The sequence below is a fragment of the Mycolicibacterium sp. P4_G11 genome (genome assembly GCF_056555145.1).
Map to the genome: position 1 here is coordinate 40,728 of NZ_JBFUJW010000013.1, position 20,153 is coordinate 60,880.

The 20,153-nt window shown below is 67.8% G+C and carries 14 protein-coding genes and 1 tRNA gene; 7 read left to right on the forward strand and 8 right to left on the reverse strand.

Annotated features, from left to right (window positions below):
- The first annotated feature begins 47 nt into the window (after positions 1-47).
- The 3 genes from AC1U2B_RS24870 (at position 48) to acpS (ending at position 10,976) form a co-directional block, all read left to right on the forward strand.
- A complete protein-coding gene (locus tag AC1U2B_RS24870) occupies positions 48-773 on the forward strand; it encodes a DUF1906 domain-containing protein (RefSeq protein WP_071289652.1) in 726 nt (241 codons plus the stop codon).
- 539 nt (positions 774-1,312) lie between these two features.
- On the forward strand, positions 1,313-10,540 hold the full coding sequence (locus AC1U2B_RS24875; RefSeq protein ID WP_480218893.1) for a fatty acid synthase subunit beta domain-containing protein: 9,228 nt from the start codon (positions 1,313-1,315) through the stop codon (positions 10,538-10,540).
- Positions 10,541-10,583: 43 nt separating this feature from the next.
- Positions 10,584-10,976, forward strand: a complete 393-nt coding sequence (gene acpS, locus AC1U2B_RS24880; RefSeq protein WP_020102278.1) for a holo-ACP synthase AcpS — start codon at positions 10,584-10,586, stop codon at positions 10,974-10,976.
- Positions 10,977-11,063: 87 nt separating this feature from the next.
- Here acpS and AC1U2B_RS24885 read toward each other — a convergent pair whose 3' ends face one another.
- Positions 11,064-11,702, reverse strand: coding sequence for a LysE family translocator (locus AC1U2B_RS24885; protein WP_480218894.1), 639 nt, complete (start codon positions 11,700-11,702; stop codon positions 11,064-11,066).
- A gap of 48 nt (positions 11,703-11,750) precedes the next feature.
- Here AC1U2B_RS24885 and AC1U2B_RS24890 point away from each other — a divergent pair, with 48 nt between their 5' ends.
- Positions 11,751-13,097, forward strand: coding sequence for a dipeptidase (locus tag AC1U2B_RS24890; protein WP_480218895.1), 1,347 nt, complete (start codon positions 11,751-11,753; stop codon positions 13,095-13,097).
- Here the strand turns inward: AC1U2B_RS24890 and AC1U2B_RS24895 are convergent.
- From AC1U2B_RS24895 to bcp, 6 genes are all read right to left on the reverse strand, one after another.
- On the reverse strand, positions 13,073-14,341 hold the full coding sequence (locus AC1U2B_RS24895; RefSeq protein WP_480218896.1) for an amidohydrolase family protein: 1,269 nt from the start codon (positions 14,339-14,341) through the stop codon (positions 13,073-13,075). The two genes, AC1U2B_RS24890 and AC1U2B_RS24895, sit on opposite strands and share 25 nt — an antisense overlap.
- Positions 14,342-14,356: 15 nt before the next feature.
- Positions 14,357-15,133, reverse strand: coding sequence for a class II aldolase/adducin family protein (locus AC1U2B_RS24900; RefSeq protein WP_480218897.1), 777 nt, complete (start codon positions 15,131-15,133; stop codon positions 14,357-14,359).
- The gene (locus AC1U2B_RS24905; protein WP_480218898.1) at positions 15,120-16,742 is read right to left on the reverse strand and encodes a class I adenylate-forming enzyme family protein; all 1,623 of its coding nucleotides are present in this window, start codon (positions 16,740-16,742) and stop codon (positions 15,120-15,122) included. Before AC1U2B_RS24905 ends, AC1U2B_RS24900 begins: the two co-directional genes overlap by 14 nt.
- 41 nt (positions 16,743-16,783) lie before the next feature.
- Positions 16,784-17,554 (reverse strand): FadR/GntR family transcriptional regulator, encoded by a 771-nt coding sequence (locus AC1U2B_RS24910; protein ID WP_480218899.1) that lies wholly within the window; start codon positions 17,552-17,554, stop codon positions 16,784-16,786.
- Positions 17,555-17,658: 104 nt separating this feature from the next.
- Complete coding sequence (locus AC1U2B_RS24915) at positions 17,659-17,901, reverse strand: hypothetical protein (protein ID WP_480218900.1); 243 nt, start codon at positions 17,899-17,901, stop codon at positions 17,659-17,661.
- Between the two features lie 164 nt (positions 17,902-18,065).
- Positions 18,066-18,539: a thioredoxin-dependent thiol peroxidase gene (gene bcp / locus AC1U2B_RS24920; protein WP_480218901.1), complete on the reverse strand. Its 474-nt coding sequence runs from the start codon at positions 18,537-18,539 to the stop codon at positions 18,066-18,068.
- 91 nt (positions 18,540-18,630) lie between these two features.
- Between bcp and AC1U2B_RS24925 the strand changes: the two genes are divergently transcribed.
- Positions 18,631-18,855, forward strand: coding sequence for a DUF3618 domain-containing protein (locus AC1U2B_RS24925; protein WP_480218902.1), 225 nt, complete (start codon positions 18,631-18,633; stop codon positions 18,853-18,855).
- Between the two features lie 9 nt (positions 18,856-18,864).
- Here the strand turns inward: AC1U2B_RS24925 and AC1U2B_RS24930 are convergent, their stop codons facing one another.
- A complete protein-coding gene (locus tag AC1U2B_RS24930; RefSeq protein WP_480218903.1) occupies positions 18,865-19,029 on the reverse strand; it encodes a hypothetical protein in 165 nt (54 codons plus the stop codon).
- 418 nt (positions 19,030-19,447) lie between these two features.
- Here AC1U2B_RS24930 and AC1U2B_RS24935 point away from each other — a divergent pair.
- Both AC1U2B_RS24935 and AC1U2B_RS24940 read left to right on the forward strand, forming a co-directional pair.
- Positions 19,448-19,520, forward strand: a tRNA-Lys gene (locus tag AC1U2B_RS24935).
- Positions 19,521-19,798: 278 nt separating this feature from the next.
- Positions 19,799-20,152 (forward strand): nuclear transport factor 2 family protein, encoded by a 354-nt coding sequence (locus tag AC1U2B_RS24940; protein WP_043984322.1) that lies wholly within the window; start codon positions 19,799-19,801, stop codon positions 20,150-20,152.
- Position 20,153: the final 1 nt, after the last annotated feature.

Here is a 20,153-nt window from a genome sequence, read left to right on the forward strand (position 1 = left end):
GGTGTGGCTAACGGTTCAGAAGGGGTAGCTGTCATATCCTGAGACTCGTGGCAATTTCGCGTCGTGACCTGCTGAAATACGCTGCAGCCGCCCCAGCGGCACTCGGCCTAGGGGCCGGGTTGCAATCGGTGCTCGGCGCGACGACCGCCTCAGCGGCCCCGCACGGAGTGTTGCTGGACTACGCGGCGGGGGTGCTCAGCGCGGCCGATATCCGGTCGGCGGGGGCGCTGGGAGCCATCCGTTATGTCTCGGACCGGCGACCGGGTGGGCAGTGGATGCTGGGCAAGCCGATCCTGCTGCCCGAGGCGCGGGACCTCTACAAAGGCGGCTTGAAGATCGTCTCCTGCTATCAGTACGGCAAGGAATCCACCGCCGACTGGCTCGGGGGCCACGCCGCCGGCGTGCAGCACGCCCAGCGCGGATTCCAGTTGCACACCGCGGCGGGCGGCCCGGTCGGTGCGCCGATCTACGCATCCATCGACGACGATCCGACTCCGGCGCAGTACAAAGCGCAGGTTGCGCCCTATCTCCGCGGCTGGGAATCGGTGTTGGGCCACCAGCGGGTCGGGGTGTACGCCAACTCCAAGACCATCGAGTGGGCCGTGCAGGACGGCCTGGGTTCGTACTTCTGGCAGCACAACTGGGGCTCGCCCGGCGGGGCCGCGCATCCGGCGGCGGCTCTGCATCAGGTGGAGATCGACAAGCAACACGTCGGAGGAGTCGGGGTCGACCTCAACCACATCCTCAAGCCCCGCTTCGGGCAGTGGGACTGACGGTCGCGCAGATTACTGCTCAGTAGTTAGCTGGCGCTCAGCTCTAAGAAAACGGCAAACAAGCCCAGCAAATGGCCGCGCGGTAACTTACCGCGCGTATAGACACACAGACCGTCAATGTCGAGTGTTTTCTGGACCGGGTCTTTTCCTACTCATTAGTAAGGTTCGGCGCCGTCGCAAACGCGGTAACGATTTGATAACAATACCGCTTTGATCAGCGATGTTGTTGCTACTCGACCGTAACCACCCGCCAACAGGACGTTTGTCCTGTTGGGTACAGGCGGTCCCAGGACGCGGTGTTACCCAGCCGGGTGGTTACCGATCCGTAGAACTCGTTGGTAACCATTTCCGGCCGAAAAGCGCCGCGAATCTTATGACACTCTTAGTGCAGTCGGCCCGGCTCTCAGGCACCCGAAAAACTCGGGCGCCAGACGTAGCACGGGCCTCACGTGATCCGACGTCGCATCGCGTCGCCCCAGGGCCGACTACCAAGACCATGCAGCATCTGACGGTTCGCGCGGCAACGAGGGAGAGACGAAGTGACGATCAACGAGCACCGCAAAGTGACCAGTGGCAACACCGAGGCAGTGGCGGCGAGCGCCCACGCTCTGGTGGACCTGCTCAATGCCGGCGAACCGTATGCCGTCGCGTTCGGCGGCCAGGGTGCCTCCTGGCTGGAGAACCTCGAAGAGCTCGTCAGCTCGGCCGGTATCGAATCTGAGCTCAGCGAGATCGTCGGCGAAGCGGCCCTGCTGCTCGAGCCCGTCGCGCGCGAGCTCGTCGTCGTGCGGCCCATCGGCTTCGAACCCATGCAGTGGGTGCGCGCCCTCGCCGCCGACGAGCCGCTGCCGTCGGCCAAGCAGCTGACGACCGCCGCCATCTCCGGCCCCGGCATCCTGCTGGCCCAGATGGCCGCCATCCGCGCCGTGCAGCGTCAGGGCCTGGACCTGGCCGGCACCCCGCCGGTCGCGGTCGCCGGACACTCGCAGGGCATCATCGCCGCCGAGGCGCTCAAGGCCAACGGCACCCGCGACGCCGAGCTCCTCGCGCTCCTCCAGCTCATTGGTGCCGCCGGCTCCCTCGTGTCGCGTCGTCGCGGCATGGTCGGCCGGGGCGACAAGTCGCCGATGGTGTCGGTCACCAACGTCGACCCCGAGCGCATCGCCGAGCTGCTCGAAGACTTCTCGCAGGACGTGCGCACCGTGCTGCCGCCGGTCCTGTCGATCCGTAACGGCCGTCGCAGCGTCGTCATCACCGGCACCCCGGAGCAGCTGGCCCGCTTCGAGCTGTACTGCAGCAAGATCACCGAGAAGGACGAGGCCGAGCGCAAGAACAAGCTGCGCGGCGGCGCCGTCTTCAGCCCTGTCTTCCAGGGCGTCCAGGTCGAGGTCGGTTTCCACACCCCGCGCCTGGCCGACGGCATCGAGGTCGTCGACCGCTGGGCCGCCAAGTGCGGCATCGACACCGAACTGGCCCACGCGATGACCGAGGCCATCTTCGTCAAGCCCATCGACTGGGTCGCCGAGGTCGAGCGCATGCACGAGGCCGGTGCCCGCTGGATCATCGACCTCGGGCCGAGCGACACCGTCACCCGACTGACCTCGCCGATCATCCGCGGCCTCGGCGTGGGCATCGTGCCCGCCGCCACCCGCGCCGGCCAGCGATCGCTGTTCACCGTCGGCGCCGCCCCGGTCGTGCAGCCCGCGTGGTCCAGCTTCGCGCCGACGGCTGTCGAGCTGCCCAATGGTGACGTCAAGCTGTCCACCAAGTTCACCCGTCTGACCGGCCGTTCGCCGATCCTGCTGGCAGGCATGACCCCGACCACCGTCGACGCCAAGATCGTCGCCGCGGCCGCCAACGCCGGCCACTGGGCCGAGCTCGCCGGTGGCGGTCAGGTCACCGAAGAGATCTTCGAGAACCGCGTCTCCGAGCTGACCCAGCTGCTCGAGCCGGGCCGCGCCATCCAGTTCAACTCGCTGTTCCTGGACCCGTACCTGTGGAAGCTGCAGCTGGGTGGCAAGCGCATCGTGCAGAAGGCCCGCCAGTCGGGTGCCCCGATCGACGGCGTCATTGTCACCGCCGGCATCCCCGAGCTCGAGGAAGCCGTCGCGCTGATCGAGGAACTGCACGAAATCGGCATCACCAACGTGGTGTTCAAGCCGGGCACCTTGGACCAGATCAAGTCGGTCATCAAGATCGCCGAAGAGGTCCCGGGCCGCGAGATCATCGTCCACGTCGAGGGCGGCCGCGCCGGTGGCCACCACTCGTGGGAGGACCTCGACGACCTGCTCGTCAGCACGTACTCGGACCTGCGCAAGCAGGCCAACCTGACCATCTGCGTCGGTGGTGGCATCGGCACGCCCGAGCGCGCCGCCGAGTACCTGTCCGGCCGCTGGGCCGAGACCTACGGCTTCCCGCTGATGCCGGTCGACGGCATCCTGGTCGGCACCGCCGCCATGGCCACCCTGGAGGCCACCACCTCGCCGCAGGTCAAGCAGCTGCTGGTCGACACCAAGGGCACCGATCACTGGGTCGGCGCCGGTAAGGCCCAGGGCGGCATGGCTTCTGGCCGCAGCCAGCTGGGTGCGGACATCCACGAGATCGACAACACCGCGTCGCGTTGCGGCCGCCTGCTCGACGAGGTCGCCGGTGACGCCGAGGCCGTCGCCGAGCGCCGCGACGAGATCATCGCCGCCATGGCCAACACCGCCAAGCCGTACTTCGGTGACGTCGCGGACATGACCTACCAGCAGTGGCTGCAGCGCTACGTCGAGCTCGCGATCGGCGACGGCAGCAGCACCGCCGACACCAAGCGCGACCACTCGCAGTGGCTCGACATCTCCTGGCGCGACCGCTTCGAGGAGATGCTGCAGCGCGCCGAGGCTCGCCTGAACCCGGCCGACGCCGGCCCCATCGACACGCTGTTCCCGGCCACCGCGGAAGGCGAAGCGCTGCTTGAGGATCCGCAGCGCGCCATCGCCGAGCTGCTGGCCCGGTACCCCGAGGCGCAGACCCTGCGCCTGCACCCGGCGGACATCCCGTTCTTCACCACGCTGTGCAAGACCCTCGGCAAGCCCGTCAACTTCGTCCCGGTCATCGACAAGGACGTGCGCCGCTGGTGGCGCAGCGACTCGCTGTGGCAGGCCCACGACGCCCGCTACGACGCCGACCAGGTCTGCGTCATCCCCGGCACCGCTGCCGTCGCCGGCATCACCCGCGTCGACGAGCCCGTCGGTGACCTGCTGGACCGCTTCGAGCAGGCCGCCATCGACGAGGTGCTGGCCGCCGGCGTCAAGCCGGTTCCGGCGGTGTCCCGCCGTCAGGCCCGCGCCGACATCACCGGCCCGCTGGCCGTCGTCCTCGACTCGCCCGACGTGCTGTGGGCCGGTCGCACCGCGATCAACCCGGTGCACCGCATCGGCGCGCCGAGCGAGTGGCAGGTCAACGAAAACCGTTCGGCCACACACCCGTCCACCGGTGCCCGGCTCGAGCTCGACGGTGATTCCGTCACCCTGAACGTGCCGCTGTCCGGTGTCTGGATCGCGATCCACTTCACGCTGCCCGCTGCCACCGTCGACGGCGGTATGCCGGTCGTCACCACCGACGACGCCTCGGCCGCGATGCGTGCCGTGCTCGCCATCGCCGCCGGCGCCGACGGCGTGGACTCGCTGCCGGTCGTCGCCGACAACGTCGCCACCGTCACCGCCGACTGGGACCCGGAAGAGGTCGCCGACCACACCGGCGTCACCGCCACCTTCGGCGCCCCGCTGGCGCCGGGCCTGACCCTGGTGCCCGACGCCCTCGTCGGCCGCTGCTGGCCGGCCGTGTTCTCGGTCATCGGCGCTGCCGTCACCGACGACGGCATCCCGGTCGTCGAAGGTCTGCTGAGCCTGGTCCACCTGGACCACGCCGCGCAGCTGCTGGCCCCGATGCCGGCCGAGCGCGCCGAATTGACCGTCACCGCAACGGCTTCCGCGGCGTACGACACCGAGGTCGGCCGCGTCGTCCCCGTCACTGTCAGCATCACCGACGCCGAGGGCACGGAACTGGCCCGCTTGGAAGAGCGTTTCGCCATCCGTGGCCGCAGCGGTGCCGCCGAGCTGACCGACCCGGTCCGCGCCGGCGGTGCGATCACCGACAACGCCACCGAGACCCCGCGTCGTCGTCGCCGCGACGTCACCGTCACCGCGCCGGTCGACATGAGCGCCTTCGCCGTGGTGTCCGGTGACCACAACCCGATCCACACCGACCGCGCCGCCGCACTGCTGGCCGGGCTGAAATCGCCCATCGTGCACGGCATGTGGCTGTCCGCCGCCGCGCAGCACGTGGTCACCGCCACCGACGGCCGGGCCACCCCGCCGGCGCGCCTGGTCGGCTGGACCTCGCGCTTCCTGGGCATGGTGCTGCCGGGCGACGAGATCGAGTTCCGCGTCGACCGCGTCGGCATCGACCGCGGCGCCGAGATCATCGAGGTCACCGCGAAGGTCGGCGGCGAACTGGTGATGGCCGCGTCCGCTCAGCTGGCCGCGCCCAAGACCGTCTACGCCTTCCCGGGCCAGGGCATCCAGCACAAGGGCATGGGCATGGAGGTCCGTGCCCGCTCCAAGGCCGCCCGCAAGATCTGGGATTCCGCGGACAAGTTCACCCGCGACGTCCTGGGCTTCTCGGTGCTGCACCTGGTGCGCGACAACCCGACCAGCATCATCGCCAGCGGTGTGCACTACCACCACCCGGACGGCGTGCTGTTCCTGACGCAGTTCACCCAGGTGGCCATGGCCACCGTCGCGGCCGCCCAGGTGGCCGAGATGCGTGAGCAGGGTGCCTTCGTCGAGGGCGCCATCGCCTGCGGCCACTCCGTCGGTGAGTACACCGCGCTGGCCTGCGTATCCGGCGTGTACGAGCTGGAGGCGCTGCTCGAGGTGGTGTTCCACCGCGGCAGCAAGATGCACGACATCGTCCCGCGTGACGCCAAGGGCCGCTCCGACTACCGGCTGGCCGCCATCCGGCCGTCGCAGATCGACCTCGACGACGATGACGTCACCGACTTCGTCGCCCGGATCGCCGAAGAGACCGGCGAATTCCTGCAGATCGTGAACTTCAACCTGCGTGGTTCGCAGTACGCGATCGCCGGTACCGTCCGCGGCCTAGACGCCCTCGAGGCCGAGATCGAGCGTCGCCGCGAAATCACCGGTGGCAAGCGGTCATTCATCCTGGTGCCCGGCATCGACGTGCCGTTCCACTCCGAGGTGCTGCGGGTCGGCGTCAACGACTTCCGCCGCGCGCTCGATCGCGTCATGCCGCACGGGCAGGACCCGTCGATCCTGGTCGGCAAGTACATCCCGAACCTGGTGCCGCGGCCGTTCACCCTGGACAAGGACTTCATCCAGGAGATCCGCGACCTGGTGCCGGCCGAGCCGCTCGACGAGATCCTCGCCGACTACGACACTTGGCGGAACGAGAAGCCGTCCGAGCTGATGCGCAAGGTCGTCATGGAGCTGCTGGCCTGGCAGTTCGCCAGCCCGGTGCGCTGGATCGAGACGCAGGACCTGCTGTTCATCGAGGAAGCCGCCGGCGGCCTCGGTGTCGAGCGGTTCGTCGAGGTCGGCGTGAAGACCATGCCGACGGTTGCCGGCCTGGCCACCAACACGCTGAAGCTGCCGGAGTACTCGCACAACACCACCGAGATCCTCAACGTCGAGCGCGACGCCGCGGTGCTGTTCGCTACCGACACCGATCCCGAGCCCGATTCCGATCCTGCCGACGCTGCGGCTCCTGCTGCCGCTGCTGAGGCGCCGGCGGAAGCCGTTGCGGCAGCACCGGTTCCGGCCGCCGCTCCGGTGGCCGCCGCCGGTGGCCCGCGTCCGGACGACATCACCTACAACGCCGCCGACGCCACCATGGCGCTCATCGCGCTGTCGGCCAAGATGCGCATCGACCAGATCGAGCCGCTGGACTCCATCGAGTCGATCACCGACGGTGCTTCGTCGCGACGCAACCAGCTGCTCGTCGACCTGGGTTCGGAGCTGAACCTCGGCGCCATCGACGGTGCCGCGGAAGCCGACCTGTCGGGTCTGAAGGGACAGGTCACCAAGCTGGCCCGTACCTACAAGCCGTTCGGTCCCGTCCTCTCCGACGCGATCAACGACCAGCTGCGCACGGTGCTCGGGCCCTCGGGCAAGCGTCCGGCGTACATCGCCGAGCGCGTCAGCAAGGCCTGGGAACTGGGCCCCGGCTGGGCCAAGCACGTCACCGCCGAGGTGGCGCTGGGCACCCGCGAGGGCAGCAGCGTCCGTGGCGGTGACATGGGCGGCCTGCACACCGGTGCACTGGCCGACGCCAACGCCGTCGACAAGGTCATCGATGCCGCGGTCACCGCGGTCGGCGCTCGTAAGGGCATCGCCGTGTCGCTGCCGTCCGCCGGTGGTGCCGGTGGCGGCGTCGTCGACTCGGCAGCGCTCAACGAGTTCGCCGAGAAGGTCACCGGCCCCAACGGTGTGCTGGCCGGCGCCGCCCGGCTGATCCTGGGCGAGCTGGGTCTGCAGACCCCCGTATCGGCGCCCGAGGCCACCGACTCCGAGCTGATCGACCTCGTGACCGCCGAATTGGGTTCGGACTGGCCGCGTTTGGTGGCTCCGTCGTTCGACGGCCGCAAGGCTGTGCTGTTCGACGACCGCTGGGCCAGCGCCCGTGAGGACCTGGCGCGCATCTGGCTGCTCGAAGAGGACGCCGTCAACGCCGACTGGGCCAAGCTCTCCGAGAGCTTCGAAGGTGCCGGGCACGTCGTGGCCACGCAGGCCAGCTGGTGGCAGGGCAAGGCCCTCGCCGCCGGCCGCACCCTGCACGCCGCGCTGTACGGCCGCGCGGCCGCCGGTGCGGAGAACCCCGGCAAGGGCCGCTACGCCAACGAGGTCGCGGTCGTCACGGGTGCCTCCAAGGGCTCGATCGCGGCGTCCGTGGTGGGCCAGCTGCTCGCCGGTGGCGCGTCGGTCATCGCGACCACGTCCAAGCTGGACGACGACCGGTTGGCGTTCTACCGGACGCTGTACCGCGACCACGCCCGGTTCGATGCGCAGTTGTGGGTTGTGCCGGCAAACATGGCCTCCTACAACGATATTGACGCGCTGGTCGAGTGGGTCGGTACCGAGCAGGTCGAGAACCTGGGCCCCAAGGCCATCCACCTCAAGGACGCGCAGACCCCGACGCTGCTGTTCCCGTTCGCCGCGCCGCGCGTGGCGGGCGACCTGTCGGAGGCCGGCGCCCGCGCCGAGATGGAGATGAAGGTTCTGCTGTGGGCCGTGCAGCGGCTCATCGGCGGGCTCTCGCGCATCGGTTCCGACCGCGACATCGCCTCGCGTCTGCACGTCGTGCTGCCCGGTTCGCCGAACCGCGGCATGTTCGGTGGCGACGGCGCCTACGGCGAGTCGAAGGCCGCGCTGGACGCGGTCGTCGCCCGCTGGAAGGCGGAAACTTCGTGGTCCGGGCGAGTTTCGCTGGCGCACGCGCTGATCGGCTGGACCAAGGGCACCGGCCTGATGGGCCACAACGACGCCATCGTCGGTGCTGTCGAAGAGGCCGGTGTCATCACGTACACCACCGAAGAGATGGCTGCCATGCTGCTGAACCTGTGCAGCATCGACGCCAAGGTGTCGGCATCCCGTGAGCCCATCCAGGTCGACCTGACCGGTGGCCTCGGTGACATCGAGCTCGACATGGCCGAACTGGCCGCCAAGGCTCGCGAGGAGATGGTGGCCGAGGCTGTCGTTGACGAGGAGGACCTCGAAGGCACCATCTCGGCACTGCCGTCGCCGCCGCGTGGCTACCAGGCCGCGCCGGCTCCCGAGTGGGCCGACCTGGACATCGACCCGGCCGACATGGTCGTGCTGGTCTCCGGTGCCGAACTCGGCCCGTACGGCTCGTCGCGCACCCGCTTCGAGATGGAGGTCTCCGGCGAGCTATCGGCCGCCGGCGTCCTGGAGCTGGCCTGGACCACTGGTCTGGTCAAGTGGGAAGACGACCCGAAGCCGGGTTGGTACGACACCACCACAGGTGAGCTGGTCGACGAGTCCGAGCTGGTCGAGCGCTACCACGAGACCGTGCTCGAGCGCGTCGGTATCCGCCAGTGGGTGGACGACGGCGCCCTCGGCTCCGATCACGCTTCGCCGCTACTGGTTTCGGTGTTCCTCGACAAGGACTTCTCCTTCGTCGTGTCCGCCGAGGCCGACGCCCGGGCGTTCCACCAGTTCGATCCGGAGCACACCGTCATCGCGCCGGTGCCGGACAGCAGCGACTGGCAGGTCACCCGCAAGGCCGGCACCGAGATCCGTGTGCCGCGCAAGGTCGAGCTGTCTCGGACCGTCGGCGCCCAGGTGCCGACCGGCTTCGACCCGCAGGTCTACGGCGTCACGCCGGACATGACCAGCTCGATCGACCGCCTGGCGCTGTGGAACCTGGTCACCACGGTGGACGCGTTCCTGTCCGCCGGCTTCAGCCCGGAAGAGCTGATGCGCTGGGTGCACCCGAGCCTCGTGGCCTCCACGCAGGGCACCGGTATGGGCGGCATGACCTCGATGCAGACCATGTACCACGGCAACCTGCTGGGCCGGAACAAGCCGAACGACATCCTGCAGGAAGTCCTGCCGAACGTCTTCGCCGGTCACGTCGTGCAGTCGTACATCGGTAGCTACGGCGCGATGATCCACCCGGTCGGCGCGTGCGCCACCGCGGCGGTGTCCGTCGAAGAAGGTGTCGACAAGATCCGTTTGGGCAAGGCCGAATTCGTGGTCGCCGGTGGTTACGACGACCTGACGCTGGAAGCCATCATCGGCTTCGGCGACATGTCGGCCACCGCCGAGACCGCGATGATGCGGGCCCGTGGCATCAGCGACTCGAAGTTCTCGCGCGCCAACGACCGTCGTCGTCTCGGCTTCGTCGAAGGCCAGGGCGGTGGCACCGTCCTGCTGGCCCGTGGCGACCTCGCGGTGAAGATGGGCCTGCCCATCCAGGCCGTCGTCGCCTACGTGTCGTCGTTCGGTGACGGTGTGCACACCTCGATCCCGGCCCCCGGCCTGGGTGCGCTGGGTGCCGGCCGCGGTGGACGTCAGTCGCAGCTGGTGCGCGACCTGGCCAAGCTGGGCGTCACCCCGGACGACATCGCGGTGATCTCCAAGCACGACACCTCGACGCTGGCCAACGACCCCAACGAGACCGAGCTGCACGAGCGGCTCGCCGCCTCGATGGGCCGGTCCCCGGGCAACCCGCTGTTCATCGTCAGCCAGAAGAGCCTGACCGGACACAGCAAGGGTGGCGCCGCGGCGTTCCAGATGCTGGGTCTGTGCCAGGTCCTGCGCGACGGCGTCATCCCGCCGAACCGCAGCCTGGACTGTGTGGACGACGAGCTGGCCAACGCGCAGCACTTCGTGTGGGTGCGCGAGGCGCTGAAGTTCGGCGACCGCCTGCCGCTCAAGGCCGGTCTGGTGACCAGCCTCGGCTTCGGTCACGTGTCGGGCCTGATCGCCCTGGTCCACCCGCAGGCGCTGGTGGCAGCCCTCGACCCGGCCGAGCGCGAGGACTACCTGCGCCGCTCGGGTGAGCGGGTGCTGGCTGGTCAGCACCGGTTGGCCTCGGCGATCGCCGGTGGGCGTCCGCTGTACGAGAAGCCGGCCGACCGTCGCTTCAACCACGATGCGCCGGAGAAGCGTCAGGAAGCCGACATGCTGCTCAACGCCGATGCGCGCCTCGGTGAGGACGGTTGGTACGCCCGCTCGTGAGCCATTGCGCAATGCGCGGAATCGACCGGCTAGGTTGTTGCCCATGAGCATCCTGGGTGTGGGCATCGACCTGGTCTCGATTCCGGATTTCGCCGAGCAGGTCGACCAACCGGGCACCGTCTTCGCGGAGACATTCACCCCAGGTGAACGCCGTGACGCCGCCGACAAGAGCTCGTCGGCGGCGCGGCACCTGGCAGCCCGCTGGGCGGCCAAGGAGGCTGTGATCAAGGCATGGTCGGGCTCGCGGTTCTCGAAGCGTCCGGTGCTGCCCGAGGGCATCCACCGCGACATCGAGGTCGTCACCGACATGTGGGGCCGGCCCAAGGTGCGGCTGTCCGGCGAGATCGCCGAGCACCTCAAGGGCGTGGCCATCCACGTGTCGCTGACCCACGAAGGCGACACCGCGGCCGCCGTCGCGGTCCTCGAGCAGGACTAGTTCTTCTCTGCGCGAGCAGACGTGAATGCCCCTGACACCTCGGTGTGTCGGGGGCATTTGCGTCTGCTCGCCAGCGGGAGCGGGCGGTCAGTCTTTGCGGCCCGTGACCGCAAGGCTGACACCGAGGCCGACCATGGCCAGGCCGCCGGCACCGCCGATGGCCGCGATGCGCCGCGGCGACTGCGCGAACCAGTCTCGGGCCAGCCCGGCCGCCAAAGCCCAAATGCTGTCGGAGGTCACCGCGATGGCGAGGAACACGACACCCAAAATGAGCATCTGAGTCGATACGTGCCCGGCGGCGGGGTCGACCACCTGTGGTAGTGCCGCGACGAAAAACACGATCGTCTTGGGATTGGTCATTCCGACGACGAACCCGTCGGCAAGCACCCGGAGCGGCCTGATCGAGGACTTGCCACCGGTGAGCGCCTCACCGAGGGCGTGCCGATGCCGGATGGCTTGGACGCCAAGATAAATCAGGTAGGCGACGCCGATCGATTTGATCATGCCGAAGGCCAGCGCCGAAGCGTAGATGAGTGCACCGGCGCCCAGAGCCACGGCGAGGATCTGCACATAGGCGCCCATCGCATTGCCGGCCACTGTCAGCAACGCCTGGCGTCGTCCGACCGTCAGCGCCCGGCCAACGGTGAACAGGACGCTCGGGCCGGGTACGACGATCACCAAGAACGAGATCAGCCCGAACGCCAACAGATGACCCATCGACGGCATGCGGTGACGATACGCGGCTTGGCGATGGGGCGCACTACGCTCGACGTCATGGCTGATCTCGTCGCCCGCGTCCGTGAGGTGCTGCCGTCGGTGCGTGCCGACCTGGAGGACCTGGTCCGCATCCAGTCGGTATGGGCCGACCCGGCTCGGCACAGCGAGGTGCATCGTAGCGCCGCGCTGACCGCAAAGCTGTTGTCCGATGCGGGTTTCCGTGAGGTGCACATCGTCCAGGAGGGTGGGGCTCCCGCGGTGATCGCCCGTCATCCGGCACCGGAAGGCGCCCCGACCGTGCTGCTGTACGCGCACCACGACGTGCAGCCCGAAGGCGACGTCACGCAGTGGGACTCGGCGCCCTTCGAACCGACCGAGCGCGACGGCCGCCTCTATGGCCGCGGCAGCGCCGACGACAAAGCCGGCATCGCCGTGCACCTGGCCGCCATGCGAGCACACGGCAACAACCCGCCCGTCGGCGTGACGGTATTCGTCGAGGGCGAAGAGGAATCGGGCTCGCCGTCCCTCGGGGCATTGTTGAGCGCGCACAAGGACCTGCTGGCCGCCGACGTCATCGTCATCGCCGATTCGGACAACTGGAGCACCGAAATCCCGGCGCTCACGGTGTCCTTGCGGGGACTGGCCGACTGCGTCGTCGAGGTCGCGACGCTGGACCACGGCCTGCACTCCGGGCTGTGGGGTGGGGTAGTGCCCGACGCGCTGAGCGCGCTGGTGCGGTTGTTGGCGACGTTGCACGACAACGACGGCAACGTCGCGGTCGAGGGCCTCTACGAGGGCACCGCGGCCGACGTGGACCGTGGCCCGGACTGGGTGGCCACCGAGACCGGTCTGCTCGACGGCGTGCAGCAGATCGGTTCCGGCTCTGTGGTGCAGCGACTTTGGGCCAAGCCGGCGATCACCGTCATCGGCATCGATACCACCTCGATCGCCAAGGCGTCGAACACGTTGATCCCATGTGCCCGGGCGAAAGTCAGCATGCGGGTCGCCCCGGGCGGCGACGCGCTGGCCCATTTGGCCGCCCTGACCCGTCACCTGGAGAGCCACGCCCCCTGGGGCGCCAAGGTCACCGTGACGCCCGGCGACGTCGGGCAGCCCTACGCGATCGAGGCCAGCGGCCCGGTGTACGACGCGGCCCGCTCGGCGTTCGCGCAGGCGTGGGGGACCGTGCCGGTCGACATGGGCATGGGTGGCTCGATCCCGTTCATCGCCGAGTTCGCCGAGACATTCCCTGACGCAACGATTTTGGTGACCGGCGTCGAGGACCCCGGCACGCAGGCGCACAGCATCAACGAGAGCCTGCACCTCGGGGTGCTGGAGAAAGCCGCGATCTCCGAGGCGCTGCTATTCGGTGCGCTCGGTCAGAACGACTCGGGGTCGGACTGAACCGACTCGGGCACCGGGTGCTGGTAGAGCCGTGAGGCGTTCTCCCAGGTGATCTTTCGGATCACATCGGCAGGCAGGGTGCCGATCTCCTCGTGGATGGTCGCCTGGGTGTGCGGCCAGGTCGAGTCGCAGTGCGGGTAGTCGGCCTCGAGCATGATGTTGTCCACGCCGATGCGGTCCCGCTGCACGAACGACGACTGGTCTTCCACCGCGCAGAACCAGAAGTTGCGGGTGAAAACCTCGGCCGGCGTGAGCTTTTCGCCGAGCCGTTCCCAGGTTCCGTACATCGAGTGGTAGCTGAGCATGTGGTCCAGCCGGTCCAGCAGTCCGGCGACCCAGCCGATGCCGCCCTCGGACAGACAGATCTTGAGGTCAGGGAACCGGCTGGGCAGACCGGAATACAACCAGTCCACTGCCGCTGAGATGGCGTAGGCGAAGAACAGCACGCCCTGCACGTCCGGCGGCGCGTCCGGGGTGGTGGAGGGGGAGGAGCCCGACGACCCGATGTGCAGGTTGACGACGGTGCCGGTGTCGGCGCAGGCCGCCATCATCGGATCCCAGTAGCCCGAATGGATGGTCGGCAGCCCCAGCATCGCCGGGTTCTCGCTGAAAGTCATGGCGTGGAAGCCGCGTTCGGCGTTCTCGTAGATCATCTTGGCGCCCACTTCGGGATCCAGCAGCCACGGCAGCTGGCAGGGGATGATCCGGTCCGGGTACGAGCCGGCCCACACGTCGAAGTGCCAGTCGTTCCAGGCCCGCACCGAGGCCATCGCCAGGTCGCGGTCGGTGGTGACCTGCTGGAGCCGCTGGCCGGCGAACCCGGGCAGGAAGGACGGGAAGTTCAGCGAGGCGTACACCCCGTTGAGGTCCATGTCCCGGACGCGTTCGTGGATATCCCAAGCGCCCCGGCGCATCTCGTCGAACCGGACCGGCTCGAAACCGTACTCGGACACCGGCCGGCCGACCACGGCGTTGAACCCGACGTTTGGCAGTTCCTGGCCGTCGTACACCCAGGTCTGGCCGCCGCCCGCGGTGTCCACGACCCGCGGCGCCCGGTCGGCGAACTTGCTCGGCAGCCGTCCGGTGAACGTGTCGGGTGGCTCGACGATGTGGTCATCGACCGAGATCACGGTGTACCGGCGCGGGGCGCGCGGCGGGTCGGGCAGCAGTGTGACGGTGCGGTCCTCGCCGGTCTTGGCGACGGTGAAGTCGAGGTTGGTGGCCAGATCGTCAATGGATTTCATGTCGTACCAACACCTTTACTGCAGAACGGACGGATCGGATTTGATGGTCATGCGGGCCGCGCCGGCCCAGTACACGTCGGCCGCGCGCTCGATCAGGGAGGCCTTCATCCCGACCATGTCGGACCATTTCATCTCGGTCGGCTTCAGGCCCGTGAGCATGACGTCATAGGCCAGCTTGCAGACCCGCTCGATGGAGGCCGCCCGGTACACCGCCTCGGCCAGGTTGCGGCCGGTGGCGATGACGCCGTGGTTGGCCAGGATGGTCACGTTCGCAGTTCCGATCCGGGCAGCCAATTCGGCTGCGCGCGAGGCGCTGTCGACCTCACCGTCGTACTCGTCGACCAGGCAGAGGTCGTCCAGGAACAGCGATCCGGTCTGGTGCACCAGCTCCGGCAGCCGCCCCAGCGCCGCGAGCACACACACGTAGTAGGGGTGGTTGTGGATCACCACGCGCGCATCCGGGCGGGCGCGGTGCAGCTCGGTGTGGATGTGGATGGCGGGAGTGACGTCCCAGCGGCCCCGCTGCACGCGGGCGTCCTCGTCGACGACGCAGATGTCGGAGGCGGAGACCTCCTGCCACCACAGGCCCCACGGGTTGACGTACATGTCCGTCTGGCTGTCGGGCTGAAAGGTGATGTGCCCGGCCAGGTTCTCGGCGAAACCGATGCTCGCGAGGTGCCGGAACGCGATGGCCATGGCCTGTTCGTCAGTGAGGTCGACACCGATCTGCGGCGTCACCGAGGGCGCCCAAACTTCGAGTCCGCCGCGGCGCGGCTTTTCAGCTGCGGTCATGTCCGTCTCCCATCCGGGTTCGAATATCTTCGCGCAGTTGGCCTTTGGCGACCTTGCCGCCCGAGGACCGGGGCAGTTCGTCGACCGCGATCAACCGTTCGGGCAGCAGCTCCTTCGAGACGTCCTGGGCCAGCAGGTGCGCGCACAGTTCGTCGAGGTCCAGAGTCGCCGAGCCGATCAATTCGACGTAGATGCAGACTTTTTCGCCGAACACCGGATCGGGCATGGCCACCGCCGCGGCCAGCCCGACTGCCGGATGGGTGGTGACGACGTCCTCGACCTGGGCGGCGCTGATGTTCTTGCCGCCGCGCACGATGAAGTCGGAGGTCCGGCCCGTCACCCGCAGGTAGCCGTCGGTGTCGATCTCACAGATGTCGCCCATCCGCATCCAGCCGTCGGCGGTGAACAGCTTGTCGTGGTCGGTGCCACCCAGGTAGCCGAGACTGGTCGCCGGGCCGCGGCACGCGGGCTGGCCCCGGCCGGTGTCGGTGACGTCGGTGTCTCCGTCGAAGAGGCGGACGGCCATGTCCGCGACGATCCGGCCGCCGGTGCGCAGCCGGTGCTCGAGCGAGTCGTGCACCGTGGTGCCGCTCAGCAGGCCCGTCTCGTTTGAGCCGTAGAACTGCAGAATCGTCGCACCGGTGAGCTTTTCGAACTCGTGGGCGGGGCGGTACGGCAGCGCCTCACCGCCGGTGAACACCACCCGCAGTGAGCTCAGGTCGTAGTCGCGGGCCACCGGGTCGGCCATGATCATGGTCAATTGAGTACTGACACAACACAACACGGTGACCTTGTGCCGTTCGATGGCCGCGCACGCCGCCGCGACAGTGAAGCGGTCGAGCAGCACGTTGGTGGTGCCCAAGAGGATCGGGGTGATGTGGGTGGTCCACAGTCCGAAGCCGAACGGGGTCGGGATGACTGGCAGGAACACGTCATCGGAGGTCAGTAGGCCGTTGGCGACAGCCTGTTGATGGAAGTAATGCCAACGGTTCTGGGTGTGCACCACGCACTTGGGCAGCCCGGTGGTGCCCGACGTCGAGTTGATGAGGAAGACGTCGTCGGGACCGAGTTGTGTATCGGGGCTCAGGTCCGCCGGGTCGGTTCCGACGGACAACTCGTCCAATGTCAGCAGCGGACAACCGATGGCAGTGGCCACGGTGTGGGCCTGAGTCTGGCGCGGGGGATCGGTGACCAGCAGCCGTGGCTGCGCACTCTGCAGGATGGCCGTCACCTCGCGAATGCCGGCGCGCGCACCGACACCGACGACCACCGCGCCGCACCGCTCGATCGCCACGAACAGCACGTGGATCGCCATGGTGTCGCCGTGCCACACCGCGATCCGGTCCCCGGGGCGGACGCCCGCGCCGGTGAGCTGCCCGGCCAAAGCGGTTGCGGCGGAATCGAATTCGCGCCAGGTCAGCGACCGGTCCGGGTGATCCACGTACGCGGTGCGGTCGGGGGTGCGAGTGACGTTGGCGCGCACGGCATCCGAGATCGTGGTGTCGGTCCACCAGCCGTTGGCATGGAAGCGTGCGACGTCCTCGGCGGTGAAGGCGGGCGAACTCGTGACCGGTGTCATCTCCGTGATGGTCGCCTCGGTCGGCCGCATCTTCAAATCATATGAAAATAAGCGGGCACCTTGTCAAGGTTTCAGGAAGAACGGGTGCGGGTCCGCACCATCGCGGGGTCGACCACCCCGGCCGAACCCGGATAGTGCTGGGCATCCAGCAGGTGGGTCGCGGCGAGTTCACGGGCTCGTTCGGCGTCACCGGCCTCGATGGCATCGATGAGCTTGCGGTGGTCTTCCAGGGCGGCCTTGCGCTCGTCCACGGGAATGCTGGCGTGATCGGTGAACTGCCGTGACCAGCTCAGTTCATGCGACGACCAGAGCGCCTCCAGTGCGCCGGCGAGGATGATCATCGTCTCGTTGCCGCAGTGCTGCACCAGCGCCTCGTGGAAGCGCCGACTGGCGGAAGTGACCAGCACCAGATCCTCGACCGAATCGACCGACTCGGCGTGGATCTGCCGAAGGACCGGCACCACTTCGCTCTTGCGGTCAGCGCGCTGCGCACACAACGCCGCGCAGGCCGGCTCCACCTGCTGCAGCGCGGAGCCGACGTCGCCGAGGCTCACCTGATTCGCGCCGAGTACCAGACCCATGGTGTACGCCACGTTGCTCGAGCTGGGCCGGTGCACCACCGAGCCACCGAGCTTGCCGCGGCGGACACTGAGCAGCCCTTCGGCGTCCAGGATTCGGATGGCCTCGCGCAGCGACGGCTTACTGATCGGGAACTCGACCAGCAGTTCGTCTTCCGTGGGCAGCACGCTGCCATCGGCGAGGTCGCCGCTGAGGATGCGCCGGCGTAAGTCGTCGGCCACCTGCTCGGCGAGGCGGCGGAAACGGACGTCGGGCGCGGCCACGGGTTGAGTGTGCCAGAGAGGGGCGGCAGGGTGACCGAAGTCGTCACCCCGCCGATCCGGTGTGGCCGGGGGCACGAAACGTCGTCCCCCCGGGCAGCGGAGTTCTACTCGTCGTCGTCTTCGTCCTCTTCGTCGTCGTCCTCGTCGAAGTCCAGATCGAGCGGGTCTTCACTGTGGGGGTCCACGGAGTACTGCTGCCAGTAGGACGGGCTGAAGTAGATGGTGTCTGAATGGTCGGCGTCGTCGCCGATCTGGACCCAGAGAATCTGGTCCTTCTCGCCATAGCTCAGTGCCTGGGGGTAGCGAATGCTGCTGTCGACGGTGCGGATGTGAATGTTGTGCGTCACGCCAAAAGTCTTGCACCTGAACGGTTCTGAGGCTGTTTGCAGAACACGGGTAAAGACAACGATTGTCCGAATGGCCACTCGGCTGTCACACGTGGTTGGGCGGGCCGCTACGCGGCTCCTGGCTCGGGGCTCGCCGAGCTGGGAACCGACGATGAAGCGGATGGTCAGACGGACAGGTCCCGTCGCAGCTTCGCCACGTGGCCCGTCGCTTTGACGTTGTACTGCGCGACCTCGACGTTGCCCTGCTCGTCGATGAGGAACGTCGAGCGGATGACGCCCTGCACGGTCTTGCCGTACATCGTCTTCTCGCCGAAGGCGCCGTAGGCGGTGAGCACCTTGCGGTCGGGGTCCGACAGCAGCGGGAACGTCAGGCCCTCGTTGTCGCGGAACTTGGCGAGCTTCTCGGGCTTGTCGGGGGAGATGCCGATGACGTCGAGGCCGGCCTCGTTGAGTTCGGCCAGGCTGTCGCGGAAATCGCAGGCCTGCTTGGTGCAACCCGGGGTCGACGCCGCCGGGTAGAAGTAGACGATGACCTTGCGGCCCTTGTAGTCCGACAGCTTCACGGTGTTGCCGTCGGCGTCGGGCAGGCTGAATGCGGGGGCTTTGGCGCCCACTTCGAGTCGCGGGGTCGGTGCCACCGGGATGTCCCTTCTGTCGGCCAAGCGTTGCTGTTACGGCAAGCTGCTCTAGGGTAGAGCGCCAAGGTGCAACGCGAGCTGGAGGGCTGAAGTGGCTGACCGGAATCCTGACCAGATCAAGCAGGAAATCGATCGTGCACGCGATCAGTTGGCGTTGACGGTGGACGCTCTCGCCGAGCGGGCAAATCCCCAGCGCCTGGCTGACGACGCGAAGGCCAAGGCCATCGCGATCGCTTCCAAGCCGGCGGTCATCGCATCGTTCGCCGGACTCGGCGTTGTCCTGCTGGTGGTGGTTATCCGCAAGATCCGCGGATAGCCCGACTTTCTAGTTCCCGCGACGCGGTGTCAGCCAGCCTGGCAGCCAGCTGCGCGGAGGATTCGCGACCCGACCGAGTCGGGTGCAGTTATGGACGATGACCAGGGTGTCGTCGGCTGCTGTCGCAACGTCGGCGTCGGGCGCTGCGTAGGCGGCAACGGCGATGGGTGTCATCAGCTAACTCCCTTCAGGCGTCGTCACCTACATTTCTACACCATCATACGCGGTTTCAGCTAACTCTATTTGCGCGTCTCCTGACATAAAATTGCAGGTCTAGTTGATTTCTTGCGGTTTCCTAGCGTTGGCCGCTATTGACGATGATGGCTGTATACAACATCGTGACAGGTGTTACTTGGCTACTGGCCGGCCGGGATTGGGCTGTGTTGGCCTGCGGTGCAGTGGCATTCGGCGCACTTCCGTGGTGGCGCCCGAGCCGCCCCGTCGTCCTATGTGATGTTGGACACGACCGCGGGCAGTGGCAGTGATGACTGAGCCATCTTGTCCTGTTGCGCAGCCTGGTTGCGGGGCTCGAATACGGCGCTGACCATACGATTTCACCCTGCGGCCATCGGGCTGTTAAGGTCTCTCTCGCGCGCCGTTAGCTCAGTTGGTAGAGCAGCTGACTCTTAATCAGCGGGTCCGGGGTTCGAAACCCTGACGGCGCACAGAAGCGAAAGCCCCCTCCTTCGGGAGGGGGCTTTCGTCGTACTGGTCGATCCACGGGTGAATTGCTAGGCCCTTGCGTTGATCCCGCGTCCGCGGCGTTGCGTACTCGAACTCTTGCGCCGTCGCCGCAGGATCAACGCCGACCAGGCGACGCGCCGTGGCGGCGGTGGTGATGAAAACCCAAGCGGCAGAACATCGTTACCTCTGACGTAATCGACTTGCCGCGTCGACGCAGCCAAGCTTTGAGCTGACCAACCCCGATGCGAAAGAGGTCAGCATGAACGACATCGTCACCGCGTACCTGAAGACGTGGAATGCCACCGACCCCGCCGAGCGCAGCGCCTTGCTCGGTGACCATTGGACACCTGAGGCGTCCTACACCGATCCGATGGCCGACGTCAGCGGCCGTGACGCCATTTCCGGCGTGATCGGCGCGGTGCACACCCAATTCCCCGGGTTCGTCTTCTCGCTCGTCAGCGGACCCGACAGCCACCACAACCAGGCCCGCTTCCAATGGGGTCTGGGGCCTGCGGGGGAGCAGCCGCCGATCGTCGGGTTCGACGTGCTGGCGACCGACGCGGACGGCCGCATCCGGTCGGTGCACGGCTTCCTGGACCAGTTGCCCGGCTGAG